The 18,507-nt window shown below is 69.5% G+C and carries 17 protein-coding genes; 7 read left to right on the top strand and 10 right to left on the bottom strand.

The window, feature by feature from the left end; all coding sequences use genetic code 11:
* Positions 1 to 98: 98 nt before the first annotated feature.
* Both QJS31_RS30055 and QJS31_RS30060 read left to right on the top strand, forming a co-directional pair.
* Positions 99 to 461, top strand: coding sequence for a hypothetical protein (locus tag QJS31_RS30055; RefSeq protein WP_306358277.1), 363 nt, complete (start codon positions 99 to 101; stop codon positions 459 to 461).
* Entirely contained in the window at positions 458 to 1,258 is an 801-nt protein-coding gene (locus QJS31_RS30060) for an ESX secretion-associated protein EspG (protein ID WP_306358278.1), read from the top strand. The genes QJS31_RS30055 and QJS31_RS30060 overlap by 4 nt, the downstream gene beginning before the upstream one ends.
* On the opposite strand, the gene QJS31_RS30065 is transcribed toward QJS31_RS30060, so the two are convergent.
* On the bottom strand, positions 1,255 to 1,428 hold the full coding sequence (locus QJS31_RS30065) for a hypothetical protein (protein WP_282785725.1): 174 nt from the start codon (positions 1,426 to 1,428) through the stop codon (positions 1,255 to 1,257). The genes QJS31_RS30060 and QJS31_RS30065 overlap by 4 nt on opposite strands.
* A gap of 239 nt (positions 1,429 to 1,667) precedes the next feature.
* On the opposite strand from QJS31_RS30065, the gene QJS31_RS30070 reads away from it, so the two are divergent.
* Complete coding sequence (locus tag QJS31_RS30070) at positions 1,668 to 4,298, top strand: ABC transporter ATP-binding protein/permease (RefSeq protein WP_306358279.1); 2,631 nt, start codon at positions 1,668 to 1,670, stop codon at positions 4,296 to 4,298.
* Positions 4,295 to 6,040: an ABC transporter ATP-binding protein gene (locus QJS31_RS30075; protein WP_282785727.1), complete on the top strand. Its 1,746-nt coding sequence runs from the start codon at positions 4,295 to 4,297 to the stop codon at positions 6,038 to 6,040. Before QJS31_RS30070 ends, QJS31_RS30075 begins: the two co-directional genes overlap by 4 nt.
* Before the next feature lie 121 nt (positions 6,041 to 6,161).
* On the opposite strand, the gene QJS31_RS30080 is transcribed toward QJS31_RS30075, so the two are convergent.
* The 3 genes from QJS31_RS30080 to QJS31_RS30090 all read right to left on the bottom strand — a co-directional run bounded on the left by QJS31_RS30080 (position 6,162) and on the right by QJS31_RS30090 (position 8,293).
* Positions 6,162 to 6,950, bottom strand: coding sequence for an ABC transporter permease (locus QJS31_RS30080; RefSeq protein WP_306358280.1), 789 nt, complete (start codon positions 6,948 to 6,950; stop codon positions 6,162 to 6,164).
* Positions 6,950 to 7,687, bottom strand: a complete 738-nt coding sequence (locus tag QJS31_RS30085; RefSeq protein ID WP_306358281.1) for an ABC transporter ATP-binding protein — start codon at positions 7,685 to 7,687, stop codon at positions 6,950 to 6,952. The genes QJS31_RS30080 and QJS31_RS30085 overlap by 1 nt, the downstream gene beginning before the upstream one ends.
* A 123-nt stretch (positions 7,688 to 7,810) precedes the next feature.
* Positions 7,811 to 8,293, bottom strand: coding sequence for a hypothetical protein (locus tag QJS31_RS30090; RefSeq protein ID WP_282785877.1), 483 nt, complete (start codon positions 8,291 to 8,293; stop codon positions 7,811 to 7,813).
* Between the two features lie 202 nt (positions 8,294 to 8,495).
* Between QJS31_RS30090 and QJS31_RS30095 the strand changes: the two genes are divergently transcribed.
* The 3 genes from QJS31_RS30095 to QJS31_RS30105 are packed head-to-tail and all read left to right on the top strand — an operon-like array spanning position 8,496 to position 11,124.
* Complete coding sequence (locus QJS31_RS30095) at positions 8,496 to 9,449, top strand: ATP-binding cassette domain-containing protein (RefSeq protein ID WP_306358282.1); 954 nt, start codon at positions 8,496 to 8,498, stop codon at positions 9,447 to 9,449.
* Positions 9,449 to 10,270, top strand: coding sequence for an ABC transporter permease (locus QJS31_RS30100; protein WP_282785875.1), 822 nt, complete (start codon positions 9,449 to 9,451; stop codon positions 10,268 to 10,270). Before QJS31_RS30095 ends, QJS31_RS30100 begins: the two co-directional genes overlap by 1 nt.
* Positions 10,271 to 10,281: 11 nt before the next feature.
* Entirely contained in the window at positions 10,282 to 11,124 is an 843-nt protein-coding gene (locus tag QJS31_RS30105; protein WP_306358283.1) for an ABC transporter permease, read from the top strand.
* 95 nt (positions 11,125 to 11,219) lie between these two features.
* Here the strand turns inward: QJS31_RS30105 and QJS31_RS30110 are convergent, their stop codons facing one another.
* Genes QJS31_RS30110 through QJS31_RS30135 form a run of 6 tightly spaced genes read right to left on the bottom strand, consistent with a single transcriptional unit; the run spans position 11,220 to position 18,449 of the window.
* Entirely contained in the window at positions 11,220 to 12,857 is a 1,638-nt protein-coding gene (locus QJS31_RS30110; RefSeq protein ID WP_306358284.1) for a long-chain-fatty-acid--CoA ligase, read from the bottom strand.
* Between the two features lie 23 nt (positions 12,858 to 12,880).
* Positions 12,881 to 14,149 (bottom strand): wax ester/triacylglycerol synthase domain-containing protein, encoded by a 1,269-nt coding sequence (locus QJS31_RS30115; protein ID WP_306358285.1) that lies wholly within the window; start codon positions 14,147 to 14,149, stop codon positions 12,881 to 12,883.
* Entirely contained in the window at positions 14,146 to 15,312 is a 1,167-nt protein-coding gene (locus QJS31_RS30120) for an acyl-CoA dehydrogenase family protein (protein ID WP_306358286.1), read from the bottom strand. Before QJS31_RS30120 ends, QJS31_RS30115 begins: the two co-directional genes overlap by 4 nt.
* On the bottom strand, positions 15,309 to 15,551 hold the full coding sequence (locus tag QJS31_RS30125) for an acyl carrier protein (protein ID WP_039810932.1): 243 nt from the start codon (positions 15,549 to 15,551) through the stop codon (positions 15,309 to 15,311). Before QJS31_RS30125 ends, QJS31_RS30120 begins: the two co-directional genes overlap by 4 nt.
* Before the next feature lie 50 nt (positions 15,552 to 15,601).
* Positions 15,602 to 16,915 (bottom strand): lysine N(6)-hydroxylase/L-ornithine N(5)-oxygenase family protein, encoded by a 1,314-nt coding sequence (locus QJS31_RS30130; RefSeq protein ID WP_306358287.1) that lies wholly within the window; start codon positions 16,913 to 16,915, stop codon positions 15,602 to 15,604.
* Positions 16,908 to 18,449: an aminotransferase class V-fold PLP-dependent enzyme gene (locus QJS31_RS30135; RefSeq protein ID WP_306358288.1), complete on the bottom strand. Its 1,542-nt coding sequence runs from the start codon at positions 18,447 to 18,449 to the stop codon at positions 16,908 to 16,910. The genes QJS31_RS30130 and QJS31_RS30135 overlap by 8 nt, the downstream gene beginning before the upstream one ends.
* Between the last annotated feature and the right edge of the window lie 58 nt (positions 18,450 to 18,507).

Here is an 18,507-nt window from a genome sequence, read left to right on the forward strand (position 1 = left end):
CCTCCGGCAAACTGTCCGACAGCGCACTGCGATCCGCCCAGCAGGCGCTCACCGCCGCTCAGAGCGCGCTGTAGGGTCTCCAGACCCCGGCGGCGCGCGTGGACCCCGCGCGGGTCCCGGCGCGCCCCGCCGATCCCGCGGCGCAACGACCGCCCGGTGGTGCGGCGGGCGGCGGCCGGGCCGGGGGTGGCGGCGGCATTTCGCCGGTGCGCGATGCGTCGCAGTCCGCCCGGTTGTTCCCGCGCGCCACCCCGCCGGTGGACCTGCCTGCCGCCTCCACCCGTGCGGCGACGCCGATGGCAGGGATTCCGGGCACGCCGGGGGCGACCGGTGCGCACGGCGGCAACGCGGGCAAGGACGGGAACACGCATAAGCGGCCGGACTATCTGGAGGGCGACCACCACCTCGAGGAGGGGCTCGGGGTGCCGCTCATCGTCTCCCGGCCGGTGCTGGACGAATGACACCGGACTGGACCTTCGGGGATCTGGAGTTCGTGGTGCTCTGGTCGGAGCACGACGAGGACGAGTTGCCGCATCCGTTCGTTTGCACCAGCCGCATCCCGCTGCACGACGACTATGTGCGTGAGTTCGCTCGGGCGCGTGAGCGGTTGCGGGACAGCGTGCCGTCCGAGGTCCGCGAGGTGCTGCGGATGGTGGCGCGGCCGGAAATCCGCATCGCCGTCCGCGCGGCCGATGCCCGTGTCCCGAAGGACCCGGCGAGCAGTATCCGGCTGTTGGGGATCGTCCGCGGCGGGCAGGCATATCTGCTCCGGCAGTTGCCCGGTGAAACGGTCGACCACAGCGCGGGATTCACCATTGCCGCGTGCGATCCGGCCGAACTGGCCGATGCGGTGGTGGCGGCACTGCCGGACGCGCCGCCGGGCCGCCGGGCGCGGCTGGTGCTGGACGTGCTGTCCGACAGGCTGGATTACAGCTGTGAGCGTTACCGGGCCCTGGAGTCGTTCGAGGACACCGAGTTGGAGATCGCCCGCCGGTTCGTGGCGGCGGTGCCGTCGCGCGTCGGCTGGGTCGAGGTGGCGCAGGGCGTCTCGGACTTCGGTCCGCGCGGCCGGGTGAGCAGGCTGCTGCGCTGGCGGGAGCTGCCGGGGGACGGTCGCTACGTGATCGTCCCCGGCCCGCCCACGGTGGCGAGGTCGGCGGATGCCAGGACCTTCGCGGCCCTGATCGGCAATGAGATCGCCGAGGTGGCGGCGGGTGTCGCGGACGAACGCCGGTCGCTCGCGCACCGCCTCCGCTAGCCGCGGTCGGATTCGTCCAGGGCCGCCAGGGCTTCCCGGCGCAGGCGCGCGATCTGCGCGTCGAAGCGGGTGTGACCCCAGGCTGAACGGTTGGGGCGTGGCCGCTCGGTGGGCGTAACGGCCATCTCGGTGTTGGGCGAGCGGAATTCGGTCCGCTTTTTCGACATCATCGTCGGCCTCCGGGTTCGGTTCGACTCCACGATGGCTCGCTGGGCAGGGAGTACCCGAATTCCGCCGGGTCGAATCTTCGATCTTGTCGGCGTGGTTCGGTGGCCGCCTGCGGGTCCGCAGCGCGCCAAGTATGTGTAGGCTACCCAAAGTCGGAGGTGGGAACCCCAGCTGAGAGACCGTGCGGCCGGCGCTGGCGCGGGGCCGCCTCCGCCGCACACCGATCGGAGGACAGGCGATAATGGCGCGCAGAGGGTTTCAGGGGGCGGTGCTACGCGGCTTCGGCGTTCAGTACCACACGGCAACGGTACTCGACACCGAACAGACGACACCGCGCATGCTGCGGGTCTGGCTGAGCTCGCCCAGCCTCTTCGAGGAGATCACTCTCGAACCGACCGCCTGGTTGCGGATCTGGTTCCCGGATCCGGAGGGCTCCGACGCCGAATTCCAGCGCGGCTACACCATCGCCGAGGCGGATCTGGACACCGGTCGCTTCGCCGTGGACTTCGTCCTGCACGAACCCGCCGGACCGGCCTCGGCCTGGGCCTGCCGGGTGCGGGGCGGGGAAATGGTCGAGGTGGCCTCGTTCGGCTCCAAGGGCTTCCCGATCCCCGAGGACCTGCCTGCCGGATACCTGCTGATCGGCGACTCCGCCTCGATTCCGGCCATCAATTCGATTCTCGCCGCCGTGCCGCCGCAGGTGGCGATCGAGGTGTACCTGGAGAAGCACCACGACGACGACCTGCTCATCCCGCTCACCGAGCATCCGCGCGCCCGGGTGCACTGGGTGCCCCGCACCTCGGAGAACTCCCTCGCCGCCGCCCTGGAGGCCCGCGACTGGTCGAACTGGTACGCGTGGGCGGGCCCGGAGTCCAAGTCGCTCAAGCACATCCGCGCGCGCCTGAAGGACGACTTCGGATTCCCCAAGAGCGATGTCTACGCCCAGGCGTACTGGGTGCACGGTCGGTCCATGGGCAAGGAGCGCGACGGCTCCGAGCGGGCGCAGGCCGCGGCCGCCGCCGAGGCGACGCCGGTCGAGGAGACCGTGACGGTCATCGAACCGGCCGTCGACACCCCGGCCGCCCCGAGCGCGCCCGATGCCGAGAACGTCGCGGCCCCGCGCGGGCGCTGGCGTTCCCAGGCGGGCAGCCGCCTGTTCGCCGATATCCGCGCCAAGCTGTGGGTCGCGGGCATCCTCCAGATCCTGGTGACCCTGGTCCAGCTCGCTCCCTTCGTGCTGCTGGTGGAACTGGCCCGGGAGCTGTTGGCGGGCAGCGACGAATCGACCCTGTGGTCCCTGGGCCTGTGGGCGCTGGGCCTGTTCGCCGTCGGCGCGGTGCTGGAATCGGCCCTGCAACTGTGGCTGCACACCGTGGACGCCCGCTTCAGCCGCGATCTGCGCGGTCGCCTGCTGAGCAAGCTGGCCCAGCTGCCGCTGGGCTGGTTCACCGCCCGCGGCTCCGGCAAGATCAACAAGCTGATCACCGGCGACACCCTGTCACTGCACTACCTGGTGACCCACGCCGTCACCGACGCGGTCGCCGCGGTGGTCGCGCCGCTGGCCGTGCTGGGCTACCTGTTCTGGGTGGACTGGCGATTGGCGCTGGTGCTGCTGGTCCCGGTGCTCGGCTACGTCTTCACCATGCTGACCATGATGGCGTCCTCGGGCCCCAAGATCATGCAGTCGCAACGCTGGGCCGAGCGCATGAACGCCGAGGCCACCTCCTACCTCGACGGCCAGCCGGTGATCCGCGTGTTCGGCGGCGCGGCCGCCTCCCCGTTCCGGCGCAGCCTCGACGAGTACATCCGCTTCCTGGACAACTGGCAGCGCCCGTTCGTGGGCAAGAAGTCCGCCATGGACCTCATCACCCGCCCGGTCACGTTCCTGTGGATCATTCTCACCGTGGGCACCGCGCTCGTGGTGACCGATCGGATCGACCCGGTCGACCTGCTGCCGTTCCTGTTCCTGGGCACCACCTTCGGCTCGCGCCTGCTGGGCATCGGCTACGGCCTGTCCGGTCTGCGGGAGGGTCGCCTGGCCGCCCAGCACATCCAGGTGGCCCTGGACGAGTCCGAACTCGCGGTGCGCGAGGGCGATTCCGCGTCGGCGGCCGAGAAGCAGCCGGGCCATGTCGAATTCGACGACGTCACCTTCGGCTACCGTCCGGGCGTCCCGGTGGTCGCCGATATCTCGCTCACCCTGGAGCCGGGCACCGTCACCGCGCTCGTCGGCCCCTCCGGAGCCGGTAAGTCCACCCTGGCCGCGCTGCTGGCCCGCTTCCACGACATCCAGAGCGGCTCGATCCGGGTGGGTGGGCGCGACATCACCACCTTCACCCCCGATGAGCTGTACACCCGCATCGGCTTCGTCTTCCAGGACACCCAGCTGATCCGTGGCACCGTGCGCGAGAACATCGCCCTCGCCGTGCCGGACGCCTCCGACGACGCCATCGAACGGGCTGCCCGCGACGCCCAGATCCACGAGCGCATTCTGCGGCTGCCCCAGGGCTACGACACCGAACTCGGTTCCGGCACCACGCTGTCCGGCGGTGAGAGGCAACGCCTCACCATCGCGCGGGCGCTGCTCGCCGACACCCCGGTGCTGATCCTGGACGAGGCCACCGCCTTCGCCGATCCCGAATCGGAATACCTGGTGCAGCAGGCCCTCGACCGCTTGGCCGTGGGCCGCACCGTGCTGGTGATCGCGCACCGGCTGCGCACCATCACCGCGGCCGACCGGATCGTCGTGCTCGAGGAAGGGCGCGTCACCCAGACCGGCACCCACGGCGAACTGCTCGCCGCCGAGGGCCGCTACCAGCAGTTGTGGCAGGCCGGAGCCGTCGCCGCCGATGTGAAGGAGACCGTGCGATGACGCGCACCATACTGATGCTGCTGCCCGCCGAGCAGCGCGGCCTGGTGGCCCGCTACCTGGCGCTGACCGTCATCTCGACCATTCTGCGCGCCATCGCGGTGGTGTTCGTGGTGCCGCTGGTCGCGGCGTTGTTGGGCGACACCCCGGCCGACGCCTGGCGTTGGGTGGCGCTGCTGACCGTGGCCGTGGCGGGCGGCTGGATCGTGGACTCCATCGCCTCCCGGGTCGGTTTCGACCTCGGCTTCACCATCCTCGATCACGCGCAGCGCGATGTCTCCACGCAGGTGGCGCGCATTCCGCTGCGCTGGTTCAGCGAGGACAACGCGGCCACCACCCGCCGCGCCATCGCCACCACCGGACCGGATCTGGTGGGTCTGGTCGGCTATCTGGTGACCCCGGTGATCCAGGCGATCCTGCTGCCGATCGCCATCGCCGTGGCGCTGATCCCGATCGCCTGGCAGCTCGCGGTGGTCGCGCTGCTGGCGGTGCCGCTGCTGCTGGGCGCACTGTGGGCGACCGGACGCATCACCCGGCACGCCGATCGGGTGGCGGCCGAGTCCAACAGCGCTCTCACCGAACGCATTCTGGAATTCGCCCGCACCCAGGCCGCACTGCGCGCGGCCCGCCGGGTGGAACCCGAACGCAGCCAGACCGGTGCGGCGCTGGCCGCCCAGCACGGCGCCACCGTTCGCCTGCTGCTGTTGAACATTCCCGGCCAGGTGCTGTTCAGCCTGGCCAGCCAGATCGCCCTGCTGCTGCTCGCCGGTACCACCGCGTGGCTGGCGGTGCGCGGCACCATCGGCATTCCGGAGGCGATCGCGCTCATCGTGGTCGTGGTGCGCTTCCTGGAGCCGTTCGCCGCCATGGGCGATCTGGCCTCTGCCGTGGAGACGAGCCGAAACGCTCTGCGCGACATCCGGACCGTCATCGACGCGGGCGGACCGGCCGGTGCGCCCGCGGCGGACCGGGCCGACGGTGAGCCCGCCGCGGTCGAACTGCGCGACGTGCGTTTCACCTATGGGGACGGCGCGCCGGTGCTCGACGGACTCGATCTCGAGTTCCGGGCCGGGGAGACCACCGCCGTCGTCGGCCCGTCCGGCTCCGGCAAGAGCACCCTGCTCGCGCTGGTGGCGGGCCTGGAGACGCCCACCTCCGGCAGCGTCCGGATCGGCGGCGTCGACCGCGCGTCGGTGGACGCGGCGCACCGCCCGGCCGATACCAGCATGGTGTTCCAGCAGCCGTACCTGTTCGCGGGGACGATTCGGGAGAACGTGCTCGCGGGCAATCCCGGCGCGGATGCCGAGCAGCTCGCCGCCGCCCTGCGGCTGGCGCGGGTGGACGCCTTCGCCGACCGCCTGCCCGACGGCCTGGATACCCTCGTCGGCGACGAGGGCACCGCGCTGTCCGGCGGTGAGCGGCAGCGGGTCTCGATCGCCCGCGCCCTGCTGAAGGAGTCGTCGGTGCTGCTCGTGGACGAGGGCACCAGCGCGCTCGACGCGGAGAACGAGGCCGCCGTGGTGGCCGCCATCGGTGACGATCCGCGCGGTCGCACCCGCATCGTGGTGACCCACCGGCTGTCCACCATCGCGGGCGCGGACCGGGTGCTCTTCCTGGAGGACGGGCGCGTCGTGGAGGACGGTACCGTCCGGGAACTGCTGGACGTCTCGGGGCGCTTCGCGGAGTTCTGGGCGCATCAGCAGAATGCCTCGCACTGGCGGATCGCCGCCGCCGAACGCGTCTGACCGCCCGGCGAATTCGAGCACCGAGTTCGCGACAGAACGAAGGCCGCCCGGTCGGAACCCGAAGGTTCCGGCCGGGCGGCCTTCTCGTTGTCGTGCTCGTTGTCGTGTCCGCGCGTGCGGTCTACTCGCTTCGGGTGTCCACCATGGACAGCCGCACGGTGCCCGCGACGAAGATCACCACACACAGCGCCGCGAAGTACACCAGCGAGCCGTTCTGCCCACCGAAGTAGCTCTCGATGGTCGCCAGCTGTCCCACTCCGAGTTCACCGTTCTTGAACGGCGACAGCCGTTGCAGCAGCAGCCCCAGATCGCCCGGGATGAAGGTGACGAACACCTCGATGCCGAACTTCCACAACAGCACGATCATGACGACCAGTCCGGGTTTGGGCACCAGTGCCGAGAGTCCCAGCCCGAGCGCGCAGATGAGCAGGGCGAAGATCGGCACCGCGATGAGCAGGCGCACGCCGTCGGCGGAGAACGCGTCGACCTCGCCCCAGATCTCGGGGAAAACGCGCGGGAATCCGGCGAGCAGCGCGAAGGTGGTGAGCCCGGCGGTGACGGCGGAGATCGCGCCGAACACGATCAGCTTGGCCACCGGCAGGATCCAGCGGCGCGGCTGGATCGCGAAGGCCGTCTCGGCGGTGCGGCCGGAGAATTCCGCGCTGAGCGAGGACACTCCGGCCGACATGAGGATGAAGGTGGAGAAGATGAGAATCCAGTAGGCGGCGTTGTTGGTGTCCATACCGCCCGCGCCCCGGAACGCGTTCGACTGGGTGGCTTTGGCGATGCCGAAGTTGATCGCGACCGGGATGACCACGGCCAGCGGCACCACCGAGTACCACACCGAACTGCGCCACGACAGCTTCGCCATCTCACTGCGCACGGCCTGGACGAGATAGGTGACCGTCATCAGCGCGCACCCCCGGCCGCCGCGTATTCCACACTGCCGCTGGTGATGTCGATGTACGCCGACTCCAGCCGCCGGGGCTCGGTTCCCTTCGCCACCAGTTCTTCCTTGGTCGTATCGGACAGCACCGCGCCCTTGCCCATGATGACGACCCGCGTTCCGGTGATCTCCACCTCGGTGAGATTGTGCGAGGCCACCAGCAGGCACTTGCCCTCGGCCGCCAGACCGACCACGAGCTCGCGCAGCCAGAGGATGCCCTCGACGTCCAGGCCGTTGGCGGGCTCGTCCAGCACGACGGTCTTGGGATCGCCCAGCAGGGCCGAGGCGATGCCGAGCCGTTGCAGCATGCCGTAGGAGAACTTGCCGACCGGCCGCCGGGCGACCCGTTCCAGTCCGACCCGCTCCATCGCCGCGCCGACCGTCGATGTCGGCAGCCCGCCCAGCCGTGCCTGCCACAGCAGGTGCTGGGTGGCGGTGTGCTGCGGATTGCGGGCGAACGCGCCCAAGCTGAACCCGATTTCGCGCAGGGTGTTCGGGAAGTCGTGCAGGGTCTTGCCATTGATGGTGATCGACCCCGAGCTCGGCCGCGCCAGTCCGGCGATCATGCGCATGACCGTGGTCTTGCCCGCGCCATTGGGTCCGAGCAGATAGGTGATGGCCCCCGGCTCGGCCTCGAAGCTGACGTCGTCCACGGCGACGGTGTCGCCGAAGCGTTTGGACACGCCGCGAACGGTGATCATAGGGAAGTCCTGAAAAGCTGTTTCACAATCGAATTCGTTTCTCTGGGGCGGCTGACATGACAAACGCGACCCCCGGATCGCGTGGACGCAATCAGGGGGCCGCGCCGGGATGTCAGCGGTGGCTCAGTAGCCGAAGTTCGGGTTACCGGCGCACTGCATCGACTGGCAGATGCTCTTCCAGTCGAACTTCCACAGGCCGCCCTCGCGGATGTAGTGGTAGGTGGTGCTGGTGGCCGGGAAGCCCGCCATCAGGCCCTCGACCTGGACCGACATGGTGTTGCCGGCGACGTTCACCGGACCGAGCGCACGGCCCTGGATGGAGAAGAAGTCCATGGTGGCGCTGTTGCTCATCACGCGCTCGAGCGCGCCGCGGGCGGCCGGGCCGTTGTAGCTCACCTCGACCTTGGCGTCCATGCCGATGTTCGGGTTCCAGAACGCGGCGAACTGCTTCTCGATCTGATGCAGGCTCGGCACGTCGGCGCGGACGTAGAGGTCGGAGACCTGCGAATCGCGGATGGACACATCGGCGGCCGCGGGCTGGGCGAAGCCCAGGCCGAGGATGGCGGCGAAGACGGCGATGGCGGCGACTTTGATGAACTTTGGCATGACAGCCCTTCTCGAACAGCGTGCGAAACGTGCAGCGAGAGCACACGCTAGCCAGGCAAATTAGGCAAGTCAATCCTAAGTCGGGCGTGGCCGCCGAAGTGTGAGGTCTCCCAAAGCGATTGGTGCGGAGCGAGACGGGTCACACATACGCTCCCGGTAAGTTAGTCTAGCCTTGCCTAACAAAAGAACGAAAGGATGCACGGTGTCGACCGAACCCGCCATACAGGTCGTCGATCTGGTCAAGACATACGGCGAGGTCTCGGCGTTGCAGGGGATATCGTTCGAGGTGGCGCCCGGCGAGGTGCTCGGCCTGCTCGGCCCCAACGGCAGCGGCAAGACCACGACCGTCACACTGCTGTCCACGCTGCAGCGGCCGTCCTCGGGACAGGCCCGCATCTGCGGGCGCGACGTGGTCGCCGAAGCGGCGCGGGTGCGCGAATTGATCTCGCTCACCGGGCAGTACGCCGCCCTGGACTCCGGACTCACCACCGTGGAGAACCTGGCTGTCTTCGGCAAGCTCACGGGTCTGCGCGGACATGCGCTGCGGGTCCGGATCGACGAACTGGTCGAGCAATTCGATTTGGCGGCGGTGCGGGACCGGCGGGTCGGCGCGCTCTCCGGCGGTATGCAGCGGCGCGTGGACATCGCCAGCGCGCTGGTCACCCGCCCGGAGGTGCTGTTCCTGGACGAGCCGACCACGGGGCTCGATCCGCGCAGCCGCGCCGCCGTGTGGGATACCGTCTCCGGACTGCGCGGCGAGGGCATTACGGTGCTGCTCACCACGCAGTACCTGGAGGAGGCCGACCGGCTCGCCGACCACATCGTCATGCTCAACCGCGGCTCGGTGGTCGCCGCCGGTACGCCCGGCCAGCTGAAACAGCAAGTCGGCGCGGCCGTCTGCGAGGTGACCCTGATCGAGCGCGACGACACCGCGCGGGTGCTGTCGCTGCTGGACGGCTTCGAACTGGTCGACGCCCCCGCGGACGGGACCGCCGGCACCGTGCACCCGCGCCTGGTGGTCCGGGCCCCCGACGGCATGGACACCGTGTCCGACGTGATCGCGCGGTTGCGCGGGGAACGCATCGACGTGGTGGACATCGGGCTGCGGCAGCCGTCGCTGGACGAGGTGTTCCTGCAACTCACGGAGAAGCACTGATGTCGTCGACCACCCTCACCCCCGTGTCCGCCACACCGGCGCGCGGCGGCTCCATCGCCCGTGCCTCGGTGGGTTTGGGCGCGGCCACCGCCACCCTGGCCCGACAGAAGATCGTGGCCGCGATCCGTTCCGGCGACGCGATTTTCGCCGTCTTCGGGCCGGTCGTGTTCTTCGTCTGCTTCTACGTGCCGCTGCATCGGCAGTTCGAACTGGGCGGCGGTGACTACGCGCAGTTCCTCACCCCGATCATCCTGTTGCAGGCCGGGCTGTTCACCGCCATCACCGCCACCGAGACCGCCGGGCACGACGCGCGTGCGGGGGTACACGAACGCATGATGTCGCTGCCCATCCCGCGCGTCACGCCGTTCCTGGGCCGGATGGCGTGGGTGGTGGTGCGCATGCTGCTGGCGTTGGCGGGCGGTCTCGGCATCGGCTACGCGCTGGGTTTCCGGTTCCACGGGTCCGCCTGGCACACACTGGCTTTCCTGGCGTTGGTGGTGGTCTTCGGGCTGGCGCTGAGCATGCTCACCGACGCGGTAGGCACGGTCGCGCGTAATTCGGTGTCCATCGCCAGCATTCTTATGATCCCGCAGCTCATCCTGGTGATGGCGTCCACGGGACTCGTTCCGGCGGCAGGGTTTCCGGACTGGGCGCAGCCCTTCGTCCGAAATCAGCCCATGTCGGTGTTCACCGATGCGCTGCGGGCGCTGGCGACCGGGACGGGGATCGATCTGACGGCCGCGCTGGTCTGGGCGGCGGCGCTGCTCACCGCGGGCGGCATCGCGATCGTCGCGGCGGGCCGGGCGCAGGTGAGCCGATGAATCAGGAAGCCATGACCACAGTCGAATCCAAGTCCACCGCAGTGAATTCCACCGCGACAGCCACGACATGGCCGCCGCGCCAAGCCGTTCCGCTGCTACGTCAGTCTCTCGTGCATGCGGGCGCGCTGCTGCGATCCTGGTCGCGCGACCCGGGAATCGTGGTGCAGTCGTTGGTCTTTCCCGCCTTCATGCTGCTGATGTTCCAGCTGGTGCTGGGCAAGACGGTGACCGCCATGGGCGGCGGTGACAGCGTGTACGGCAATACCGGCCTGGTGGCGCTGGTGGGCGCGCTGTTCGGCACCCTCGCCACGGCGATCAGCCTGATCTCCGAACGCGATACCGGGCTGCTGGCGCGCACTTGGACGCTGCCGGTGCCGCGAGCGGGCTTCATCGCCGGGCGGCTGCTCGCCGAGGCGCTGCGCACCGGTATCGCCACCGTGGTGTTGTTCGCCGTGGCGGTGCCGCTGGGCTTCCGCTTCGAGCACGGGATCGCCGCCGCCGTCGGCGCGGTGCTGGTGCCGATGGTGTTCGCGGTCGGCATCGCGGTGCCGGTGATCGCCATGGCCACGGTGGCGTCGGGGCGGCAGGCCGTGCAGCAATTGGGCGGGTTGTTCCTGCTGCTGCTGTTCTTCAACGGCGGCTTCGCGCCGGTCTCCGAATACCCGGGCTGGTTGCAGCCGGTGGTGCGGCATCAGCCGATGACCCCGGCGGTGGACGCCGTACGCGGCCTGACCGAGAGCGGTGCGGTGGCGAAACCGCTCGTCCTCACGGTGGTGTGGACCCTCGGCCTGATCGTCGTCTTCGGCCCGCTGGCGGTACGGGGGTATCGCCACGCCGCCGAGCAGCGCCGCTGACCCCAGACGCCGCTGACCCGTACGACGAGAACGGGGCCGGATCGGAATTCCGATCCGGCCCCGTTCTTCGTTGTCCTACACCGCCTGTCGCGTCCTCAGGCTGGAATCAGGCTGGTGGCCAGCGAACGGCGCAGCTTGCCCGACGGGGTCTTCGGCAGCGCCCCCTTCGTCACGATGGTGACCACGGCGGGCGCGATGCCGACATCGTCGTACACCGCGCGCGCCACCTCCTTGCGAATCCGTTCGGCCGCATCGGCGTCGGCGGCGGCATCGGATTCGGCGATGACCGCGATGCCCTCGCGGGCCATGGAGGGCAGTCGCACCGCCACCGCCGCCACACCACCGGGACGCACGCCGGACACGGTGCCCGCCGCGCGCTCGACCACGGTCGGCGCGATATTGCGGCCCGCGACGATGATGACGTCCTTCTTCCGGCCGGTGACCACGACCTCACCGCTCGCGGTGACATAGCCGAGATCGCCGGTGGACAGCCAGCCTTCGGCGTCCACCGCCGACGCGTACCCGTCCGGTCCCAGGTAGCGGGTGGTGACGGCGTCGCCGCGCACCAGAATGCTGCCGATGCGGTCGGCGGGCAGCACGGTGCCGCGCTCGTCGACCACGCGCAGTTCGATACCCGGCACGGGTGCGCCCAGTTTGGCCAGGGACCGCGGCCGCTCGATGCCGTCCCGGCGCGCGACGCCGTCGCGCTCGGCCACTTCGCCGTCGATGACATCCACCGAGAACACCTCGTCAACCGGGGCGAACGACACCGCGAGGGTGGTCTCGGCCATACCGTAGGCGGGCATGACGGCCTCCGGTCGCAGGCCGAAACGCGCCGCCTGGGTGACGAATTCGTCGAGGGTGCTCTCGTCGATGACCTCCGCGCCATTCACGGCGACTCGCAGTGTCGACAGGTCGTAGGCGCCCTCGGGGGCGCGCTTGAGCCGCCGGGCGAGCAGCGAGTACGCGAAATTCGGTGCGGCGGTGTAGGTGCCGCCGAAGCGGGTGATGTACTCGGCCCACTTCAGTGGGCTCTTCAGGAAGGCCAGTGGGGTGGTGATCACCGTGGTCGCCTGCGCGATCATGGGCGTCAGCATCATGCCCACCATGCCCATATCGTGATAGAGCGGCAGCCAGCTCACCACCACGTCGCTCTCGGGCCGGAACCCGGCGGCGGCGATCATGGCGTGCTGGTTCTGTCGCACATTGCCGTGCGAGATGGCGACCGCCTTCGGCACACCGGTGGTGCCGGAGGTCAGCTGGAGAATCGCGATATCGTCCTCAGCGGTGGACACCGGCTCCACCTCGGTGGCGGCGGCCAGTTCTTCGACCGACACGACGGGCGCGCCCAGGTCCAGATCGCGCACCGCCGCCGTGAACGGCTCGCCGACCGCGATCACCGCCGCGCCGAGCATGGCCACCACGGCGCGGGTATCGGCCACCCAGGTTTCCAGATTGGTGCGCGGCGTCGGCTGATGCAGCATGGTGAAGGCCGCCCCGCGCAGCCAGGTGGCCTGCACCAGCGCCGCCACATCGGCGGGCTCACCGGCGAGGATGGCGACCGACCCGCCGTGTTCGACGCCCGCGCCCGCCAGCCCGCCCGCGATCCGGCGGGCGCGCGAGCGCACCTGATCCCAGCTGTGGAAGGCCAATTCCGTTGTGTCGCTTCCACTCCACAGGCCGGTGGTGGTGGATGCGGGCTGCTCGAACAGTAGATCGGTGACTGTGCTCATGACTCTTCCGGTCTCTTCCCGGCTCATGCCGACGGTGCTGCCTCGCGCAGCACGCGGTCGAAGTTCTCTACGAAGGTCGCGGCGTAACCCGCGGGCAGGGCGGCCGGGTCGGTGACGACGCCGAACGAGGTGCGATTGCCCAGTATCAGGGAGGTCACCGAGAACGAGTATCCGGCCAGCGGCGACAGCGGCGTCAGTTCGGCGATGCGCCGGCCGAGCACGGCGCGAATCCGGGAGAAGCCCGGATTGATGCCGATGTGGATATCGGGACTCATATGCGCCATGGCCGCGTGCGCGATGACCCGCTGCACCGGCCAGGGCAGCGCCGGGCCGCCGTCGGGTGCGGCCGAGGTCAGTTCCGGCCGACGCCGCTCGATGGTCGCCAATTCGCTGCGGCAGCGCTCGATCTGGCGACCCAGGTCGGGTTCGTTGCCGAGCAGGTTCAGCGGCGTGACGATGACCGCGTTGCCGGTGTGCCGGAACTCCGGATCGTTGGTCACCGGCAGGGTCACCCGCAGCGTCTGCGCCGGGGCGCCGGGCGGGATGGTACTGAGGGTGCGGCCGATGGCGGCGAGCACGAACTCGTGCACCGTCGCATCGTGTTTCTTGGCGGCGCGGCGCAGTTCCTGGGTGGAGATGCCGGTCGTCGCGACCTCGCGGCGGCCGTTCTTGGTCAGCTTGGGCCAGCCGCGGCCCGTGCGCCCGGCGGCCCACTGGTCGTTGAAGGCGGCCTTGGACTCCTTCAGCACCTCCGGCTCGACGGGCGGGGTGCGGAAACGCGGGCTGGTGGCGAAACGCTCGAATTCCGACAGATCGTCGGCGGTACCGTCGGCCAGCAGGGCGGCGAAGGCGGCCCCGGCGATGCCGTCGGACAGCGCGTGGTGCACCCGCAGCAGGATGCGCTGCGCACCGTCACCGCGCGGCGTCAGCAGCGTGATGTGCCACAGCGGCTCGGGGCGGGGCAGCGGCGTCTCCATCAGCGTGGCCAGCTGCCGCCGCAGGTCGGCCTGATCGGTGAAGTCGCCGCCGGTGAGGTGTCGAGTGAGGTCCGGCCGGTCGGTCAGCACGACGCGCGGTGCGCGCCACCGGCCTTCGGCGATGCCGACGCGGAAGATGTCGAACAGGCCGATGCGCTCGGCCACCCGGTCCCGGATGGCGTCGAGGGTGAGCCGTTCTCCGCCTGCTTCGAGTTCGAGCAGCATCGCCCAGTGCATCGGGCGACCCTTGCCGTCCAGGTGCAGGTAGGTGTGGTCGGGTGGGGCCAGTTCGATGGGTGCGCTGGCGTCGGTCATGGCAGTTCCACCTGGTTCTCGAACATCGTCCGGTATCGCGCGGTATCGGGCTTCATGGCCGCGGCCACCAGCTCCCACAGGATTTCGTCGGTGCCGCCGCCGACACGGGCCAGTTTCATATCCCGCCACCAGCGTCCGATCGGCAGCCCGGTCTCGAGGTAGCCGATGCCGCCGAAGATGTGCAGGCACTGCGAGGCCACCTCCTCGCCGAGATTGGCGGCGGTGGCCTTGAGCGCGGCGGCGGTGCGCAGGTTGATCTTCCCTTCGGCCGCGACCCCGGCCAGGGCGTAGCGCAGCATGTCGACCCGCGATTGCAGATCGGCCAGCCGCAGCCGCAGCGCCTGGTGGTCGTAGAGCCGCTTGCCGAACTGGGTGCGGTCCATCATGCGGGCCAGCGTGACGCCGAGCATGACCTCGCAGGCTCCGGCGATCTGTCCGGCCACCGAGAAGCGCTCGTGCCCGAGACCCCAGCTGATCATGGCGAGACCGGTGCCCGGACGCCCGATCAGCGCCTCCTCCGGAATCCAGGTGTCGATGGTGACCGCGGCGGTGTCCAGCGGTCCCGCACCGAGCTTCTCGTAGGGGGTGGCGATCTCGACCTGCGCGGTGGGCACGATGGCGAGCGCCACATTGCCGTGGTCAGCCGAGGAGCCGTCCCCGGCGCTGCGGCAGACGACCATGATCTGATCGGCGATGGGCGAGAGCGAGACGAACTTCTTGTGCCCCACCACCCGGTAGCCGTCGCCCTCGGGCTCGATCATGGTGCGGGCGATCTGCAGATCGGAGCCGCCGGATTCCTCCGATGCCGCGATGCACAGCACCGCCTGCGTCTCGATGGCCCGGTTGGCCAGCTCGCGCTGAAAGTCGTTGCGCCCGAACCGTCGCAGGATGGCGATGGCCGAATCGTGCAGGCTCACACCGACACCGATGCCCGCCGAGTTGAGCGCGCCCAGGCGCTGCGCCAGGGCGAAATGCTTGCCGAGGTCGGTGAGCTTGCGGTCTTCCCACTTGCGGGCGAAGACGCCCTCCTTGCCGAGATGCTCGAGCAGCACCCGGGGGAACTTCTTGTCCTGCTCGGCCGCTTCGGTCCAGGCGAGCACCTGGTCGTCGAAGACGCGGTCGAGCAGTTCCTCGTAGGTCTCCGGTGCGGTCGTCACGGTCACGAACCGACCTTGGAGCGGATGAGGTCTTCCAGATCGCCCACCGACGCGGCCTGCGACATCTCTCGCTCGGTCAGCTTCACGCCGAGCCGCTCCTCGATGGCGACCACGCCGATGGCGAAGGCCACCGAGTCGACGCCGAGATCCTCGATCAGCAGCGACGACCGGGTGACATCGGCCAGGGACAGATCGAGGTCTTCTTCGAGAATGCTGTTCAGCGCGTCGCTGATGTGGTCGGACATGTCGAACTCCTTGAAACAGAAGAGAATTGGTGAACAGTGCCGAAACGGTGTCAGTCGAGGACTTCCTCGTCACCGACACCGAAGCTGGTGAACGCCGTATTGCGCTGCAAGCGGTAGACCTCGCGGCCGAGGACCGAGTTGAGGATCTTGGCATTGCGCATCGCGCCGATGTCCAGGTTCGGCGCGGACACGCCCACCGCGTGCGCCTCGGCATTGGCGACGAACACCCGTCCGGCCAGCGCGGTGTCGGCGGCCACCGCGTGGTTGCCCTCGATCACCAAGCGGCCCTTGGTGTCCCGGTGTAGCCGGTCCGTGATCGGGTCCAGAAACGTTTGCGCGCGGGGCTGGTAGCCGGTGGCCGCGACGACCAGATCGGCGGTGTGAGCCAGCAGTGCTCCGGTGTCACGGTGGCGTCCGCGAATGCGCAGCCGCCCGTCGTCGAGGGTGTCGATGCCCTCCACCGCGACACCGTTGCGCAGCCGCACCGGTTGCGGCTTCTCCTTGAGTTCGCGGCGGTAGAGCAGATCGTGCAGCCGGTCCAGGGTGTCGGTGGAGATGCCCTTGTGGAACTGCCAGTGTCCGGCGCGCACGCGGTCGCGGGTGTCCTCGGGCAGCCCGTGGAAGTACTCCATATACGCGGGCGTGGTCATCTCCAGCGACAGCTTGGTGAAGTCCAGCGGCGCGAACCACGGCGTGCGCGTCCACCACTGCACCGCCGGGCCGCCGTCGAGGTTGGCCTCGAGGAGGTCGACCACGATCTCCGCGCCGGACTGGCCGGAGCCGATCACCGTCACCGCGCCCGCGGCGTGCGCGTCCTCGCGGTGGTGCAGGTAGTCGGCGCTGTGGATGAGCTTCGGCGAGGTGGTGGCGAGCGCCGCCGGGATGGCGGGCTCGGTGCCCACGCCGACCACGATATGACCGGCGTGAATGGTGGAGGCGGTGCCACCGGTGGTCACCGACACCTCGAAGCGGTCGTGTTCGTCGTCCCAGCGCACCGCGTCGACGGTGGTGGAGAACCGCAGCGACGACAGCCGCCGCACCGCCCACAGCAGGTACGCCTCGTACTCGCGACGGGTGGGGAAGAAGTCCTCGCGCACCAGGAACGGGTACAGGCGGTCGACATCGGCCAGGTAGGCCAGGAACGACATGGGGTGGGTCGGGTCGACCAGCGAGACCAGATCCGACAGGAAGCTGACCTGGAGTTTGGCCTCCTCGAACATCATGCCGGGGTGCCAGTGGAACTCCTCGACGGAGTCCACCACCAGGACCTCGACATCGTCGACCGTGGAGGCCATGGCCGCCAGGCCGATATTGAACGGACCCGCGCCGATGGCGAGGATGTCGACCGACTCGATTTCACTCATGGACCTTCACCATTTCGTCGTGTCCGCTGCGCAAGCCCTCGGACTCCACTTCCAATCCCACCCGCAGCAATTCGTCGAACAGGTCGTCGATGTCGCGCGCGCTGGTCTCCGGGTTCAGCAGGGTGAGCTTCACGCAGGTGCGGGGCTCGCCCTCGCCGCCGACGCGCACCTGGGTGCGGCCGATGAGTGCCGTGCCGGAGCTGATCAGGCGGCGGCGCAGTTCGCCGTTCACCTGGTCCAGGTCCAGATCCTCACAGCGGTAACGGAATACGACCGTGGTCAGGGTCACCGGCGCGACCAGTTCCAGCAGCGGTTCGGCGGTGATGCGGGCTTCGGCGTAGCGGGCCAGGTCGTGGCAGGCGTCGAGCATCCGGCCCAGGCCGCTGCGGCCGTAGGCGAGGAAGGTCGCCGCCACCTTGAGCACATCGGGACGCCGGGTGGTCTGCAACGTCTGGCCGAGCAGGCCGCCGTATCCGGCCTCCACGTCGTCGTCGGGGTTGAGGTACGCCACCGAGCGGTTCAGCGAGGCGAACCGGCGCTGATCGGCGAGCAGCAGCACACTCGCGGCGGCGGGCTGCCAGCCGACCTTGTGCAGGTCCAGGGTCACCGAATCGGCGCGCTCGATACCGCGCAGCAGCGGAGCCAGCTTGTCGGAGAACAGCGAACCGAAACCGTAGGCGGCGTCGACGTGCATCCACACCCCGTGGCGCGCGGCGATATCGGCGATCTCGGGCAGCGGATCGATGGAGCCGAAGTCGGTGGTGCCCGCGGTGGCCACGACGGCGACCGGCGTATGGCTCTCGCGCAGTTCGGCCAGCGTCGCCTCCAGGGCCTCCGGAATCATCCGGTGGTCGGCGTCGACCGGGATCGGGATGGTCGCCGCCTCACCCAAACCCAGTGCGGCACAGGCGCGGTGAATGGAGAAGTGCGCCACCTGGGAGCACAGCACCACCGGTCGGGGCAGTGCGCTCACGCCATTGTGGCGAATGTCGATGCCCTGCCGGGCGGCTCCGTAGTCGCGGGCGATGAGCAGAGCCAGCAGATTCGAGTACGACCCGCCCGGACCGAAGACGCCGCCCGCGTTCTCGCCGAATCCGGCCAGCTTCGCCAGTGCGCTGATGGTCCACTGCTCGATGCCCAGGGTGGCCGGGCCGGAGTCGTAGGTGTCCAGGGAGGCATTGGTGGCGCTGGCCAGCGCGTCGGCCACCACGGCCACGGTCAGCGGCGGCGGCTGCAGATGCGCTGCGCACAGCTTGTGGGTGAGATCCAGTCCGTAGCGGGCGATCACGTCGGCCAGCTGCGCGAGTGCGGCGGCCTCGCCCACACCGTCGTCCGGAACCTGTTCCGCCCCCAGCGATGCCGCGACGGCGTCCAGCATCTCGGCCGGTTGTCCGGAGGGCAGCGGCGAGCGGTGGTGGCTCTGCTCGACCGCGGCGGCGAGTTGTGCCAGACCGCCGCCGACAGCGGTCCAGCCGTCGCCGGGTGAGGCGAACTTGGACGCTCTCCCCCAGGGGGACTCGAATTCAGGTGACACAGGTAGACCTCGTTACGTCTGGGCGGGGGGATGATTCGAAATGTCTGGTGCCGCGGTC

This window comes from Nocardia sp. CC213A (assembly GCF_030766805.1).
GTDB classification, from domain to species: domain Bacteria; phylum Actinomycetota; class Actinomycetes; order Mycobacteriales; family Mycobacteriaceae; genus Nocardia; species Nocardia otitidiscaviarum.

What these genes read in the sequence shown, in the direction of transcription:
- QJS31_RS30060 (WP_306358278.1), top strand. Translation starts at nt 458, where the DNA reads ATGACACCGGACTGGACCTTCGGGGATCTGGAGTTCGTGGTGCTCTGG.
- QJS31_RS30065 (WP_282785725.1), bottom strand. Translation starts at nt 1,428, where the DNA reads ATGATGTCGAAAAAGCGGACCGAATTCCGCTCGCCCAACACCGAGATG.
- QJS31_RS30070 (WP_306358279.1), top strand. Translation starts at nt 1,668, where the DNA reads ATGGCGCGCAGAGGGTTTCAGGGGGCGGTGCTACGCGGCTTCGGCGTT.
- QJS31_RS30075 (WP_282785727.1), top strand. Translation starts at nt 4,295, where the DNA reads ATGACGCGCACCATACTGATGCTGCTGCCCGCCGAGCAGCGCGGCCTG.
- QJS31_RS30080 (WP_306358280.1), bottom strand. Translation starts at nt 6,950, where the DNA reads ATGACGGTCACCTATCTCGTCCAGGCCGTGCGCAGTGAGATGGCGAAG.
- QJS31_RS30085 (WP_306358281.1), bottom strand. Translation starts at nt 7,687, where the DNA reads ATGATCACCGTTCGCGGCGTGTCCAAACGCTTCGGCGACACCGTCGCC.
- QJS31_RS30090 (WP_282785877.1), bottom strand. Translation starts at nt 8,293, where the DNA reads ATGCCAAAGTTCATCAAAGTCGCCGCCATCGCCGTCTTCGCCGCCATC.
- QJS31_RS30100 (WP_282785875.1), top strand. Translation starts at nt 9,449, where the DNA reads ATGTCGTCGACCACCCTCACCCCCGTGTCCGCCACACCGGCGCGCGGC.
- QJS31_RS30105 (WP_306358283.1), top strand. Translation starts at nt 10,282, where the DNA reads ATGACCACAGTCGAATCCAAGTCCACCGCAGTGAATTCCACCGCGACA.
- QJS31_RS30110 (WP_306358284.1), bottom strand. Translation starts at nt 12,857, where the DNA reads ATGAGCACAGTCACCGATCTACTGTTCGAGCAGCCCGCATCCACCACC.
- QJS31_RS30115 (WP_306358285.1), bottom strand. Translation starts at nt 14,149, where the DNA reads ATGACCGACGCCAGCGCACCCATCGAACTGGCCCCACCCGACCACACC.
- QJS31_RS30125 (WP_039810932.1), bottom strand. Translation starts at nt 15,551, where the DNA reads ATGTCCGACCACATCAGCGACGCGCTGAACAGCATTCTCGAAGAAGAC.
- QJS31_RS30130 (WP_306358287.1), bottom strand. Translation starts at nt 16,915, where the DNA reads ATGAGTGAAATCGAGTCGGTCGACATCCTCGCCATCGGCGCGGGTCCG.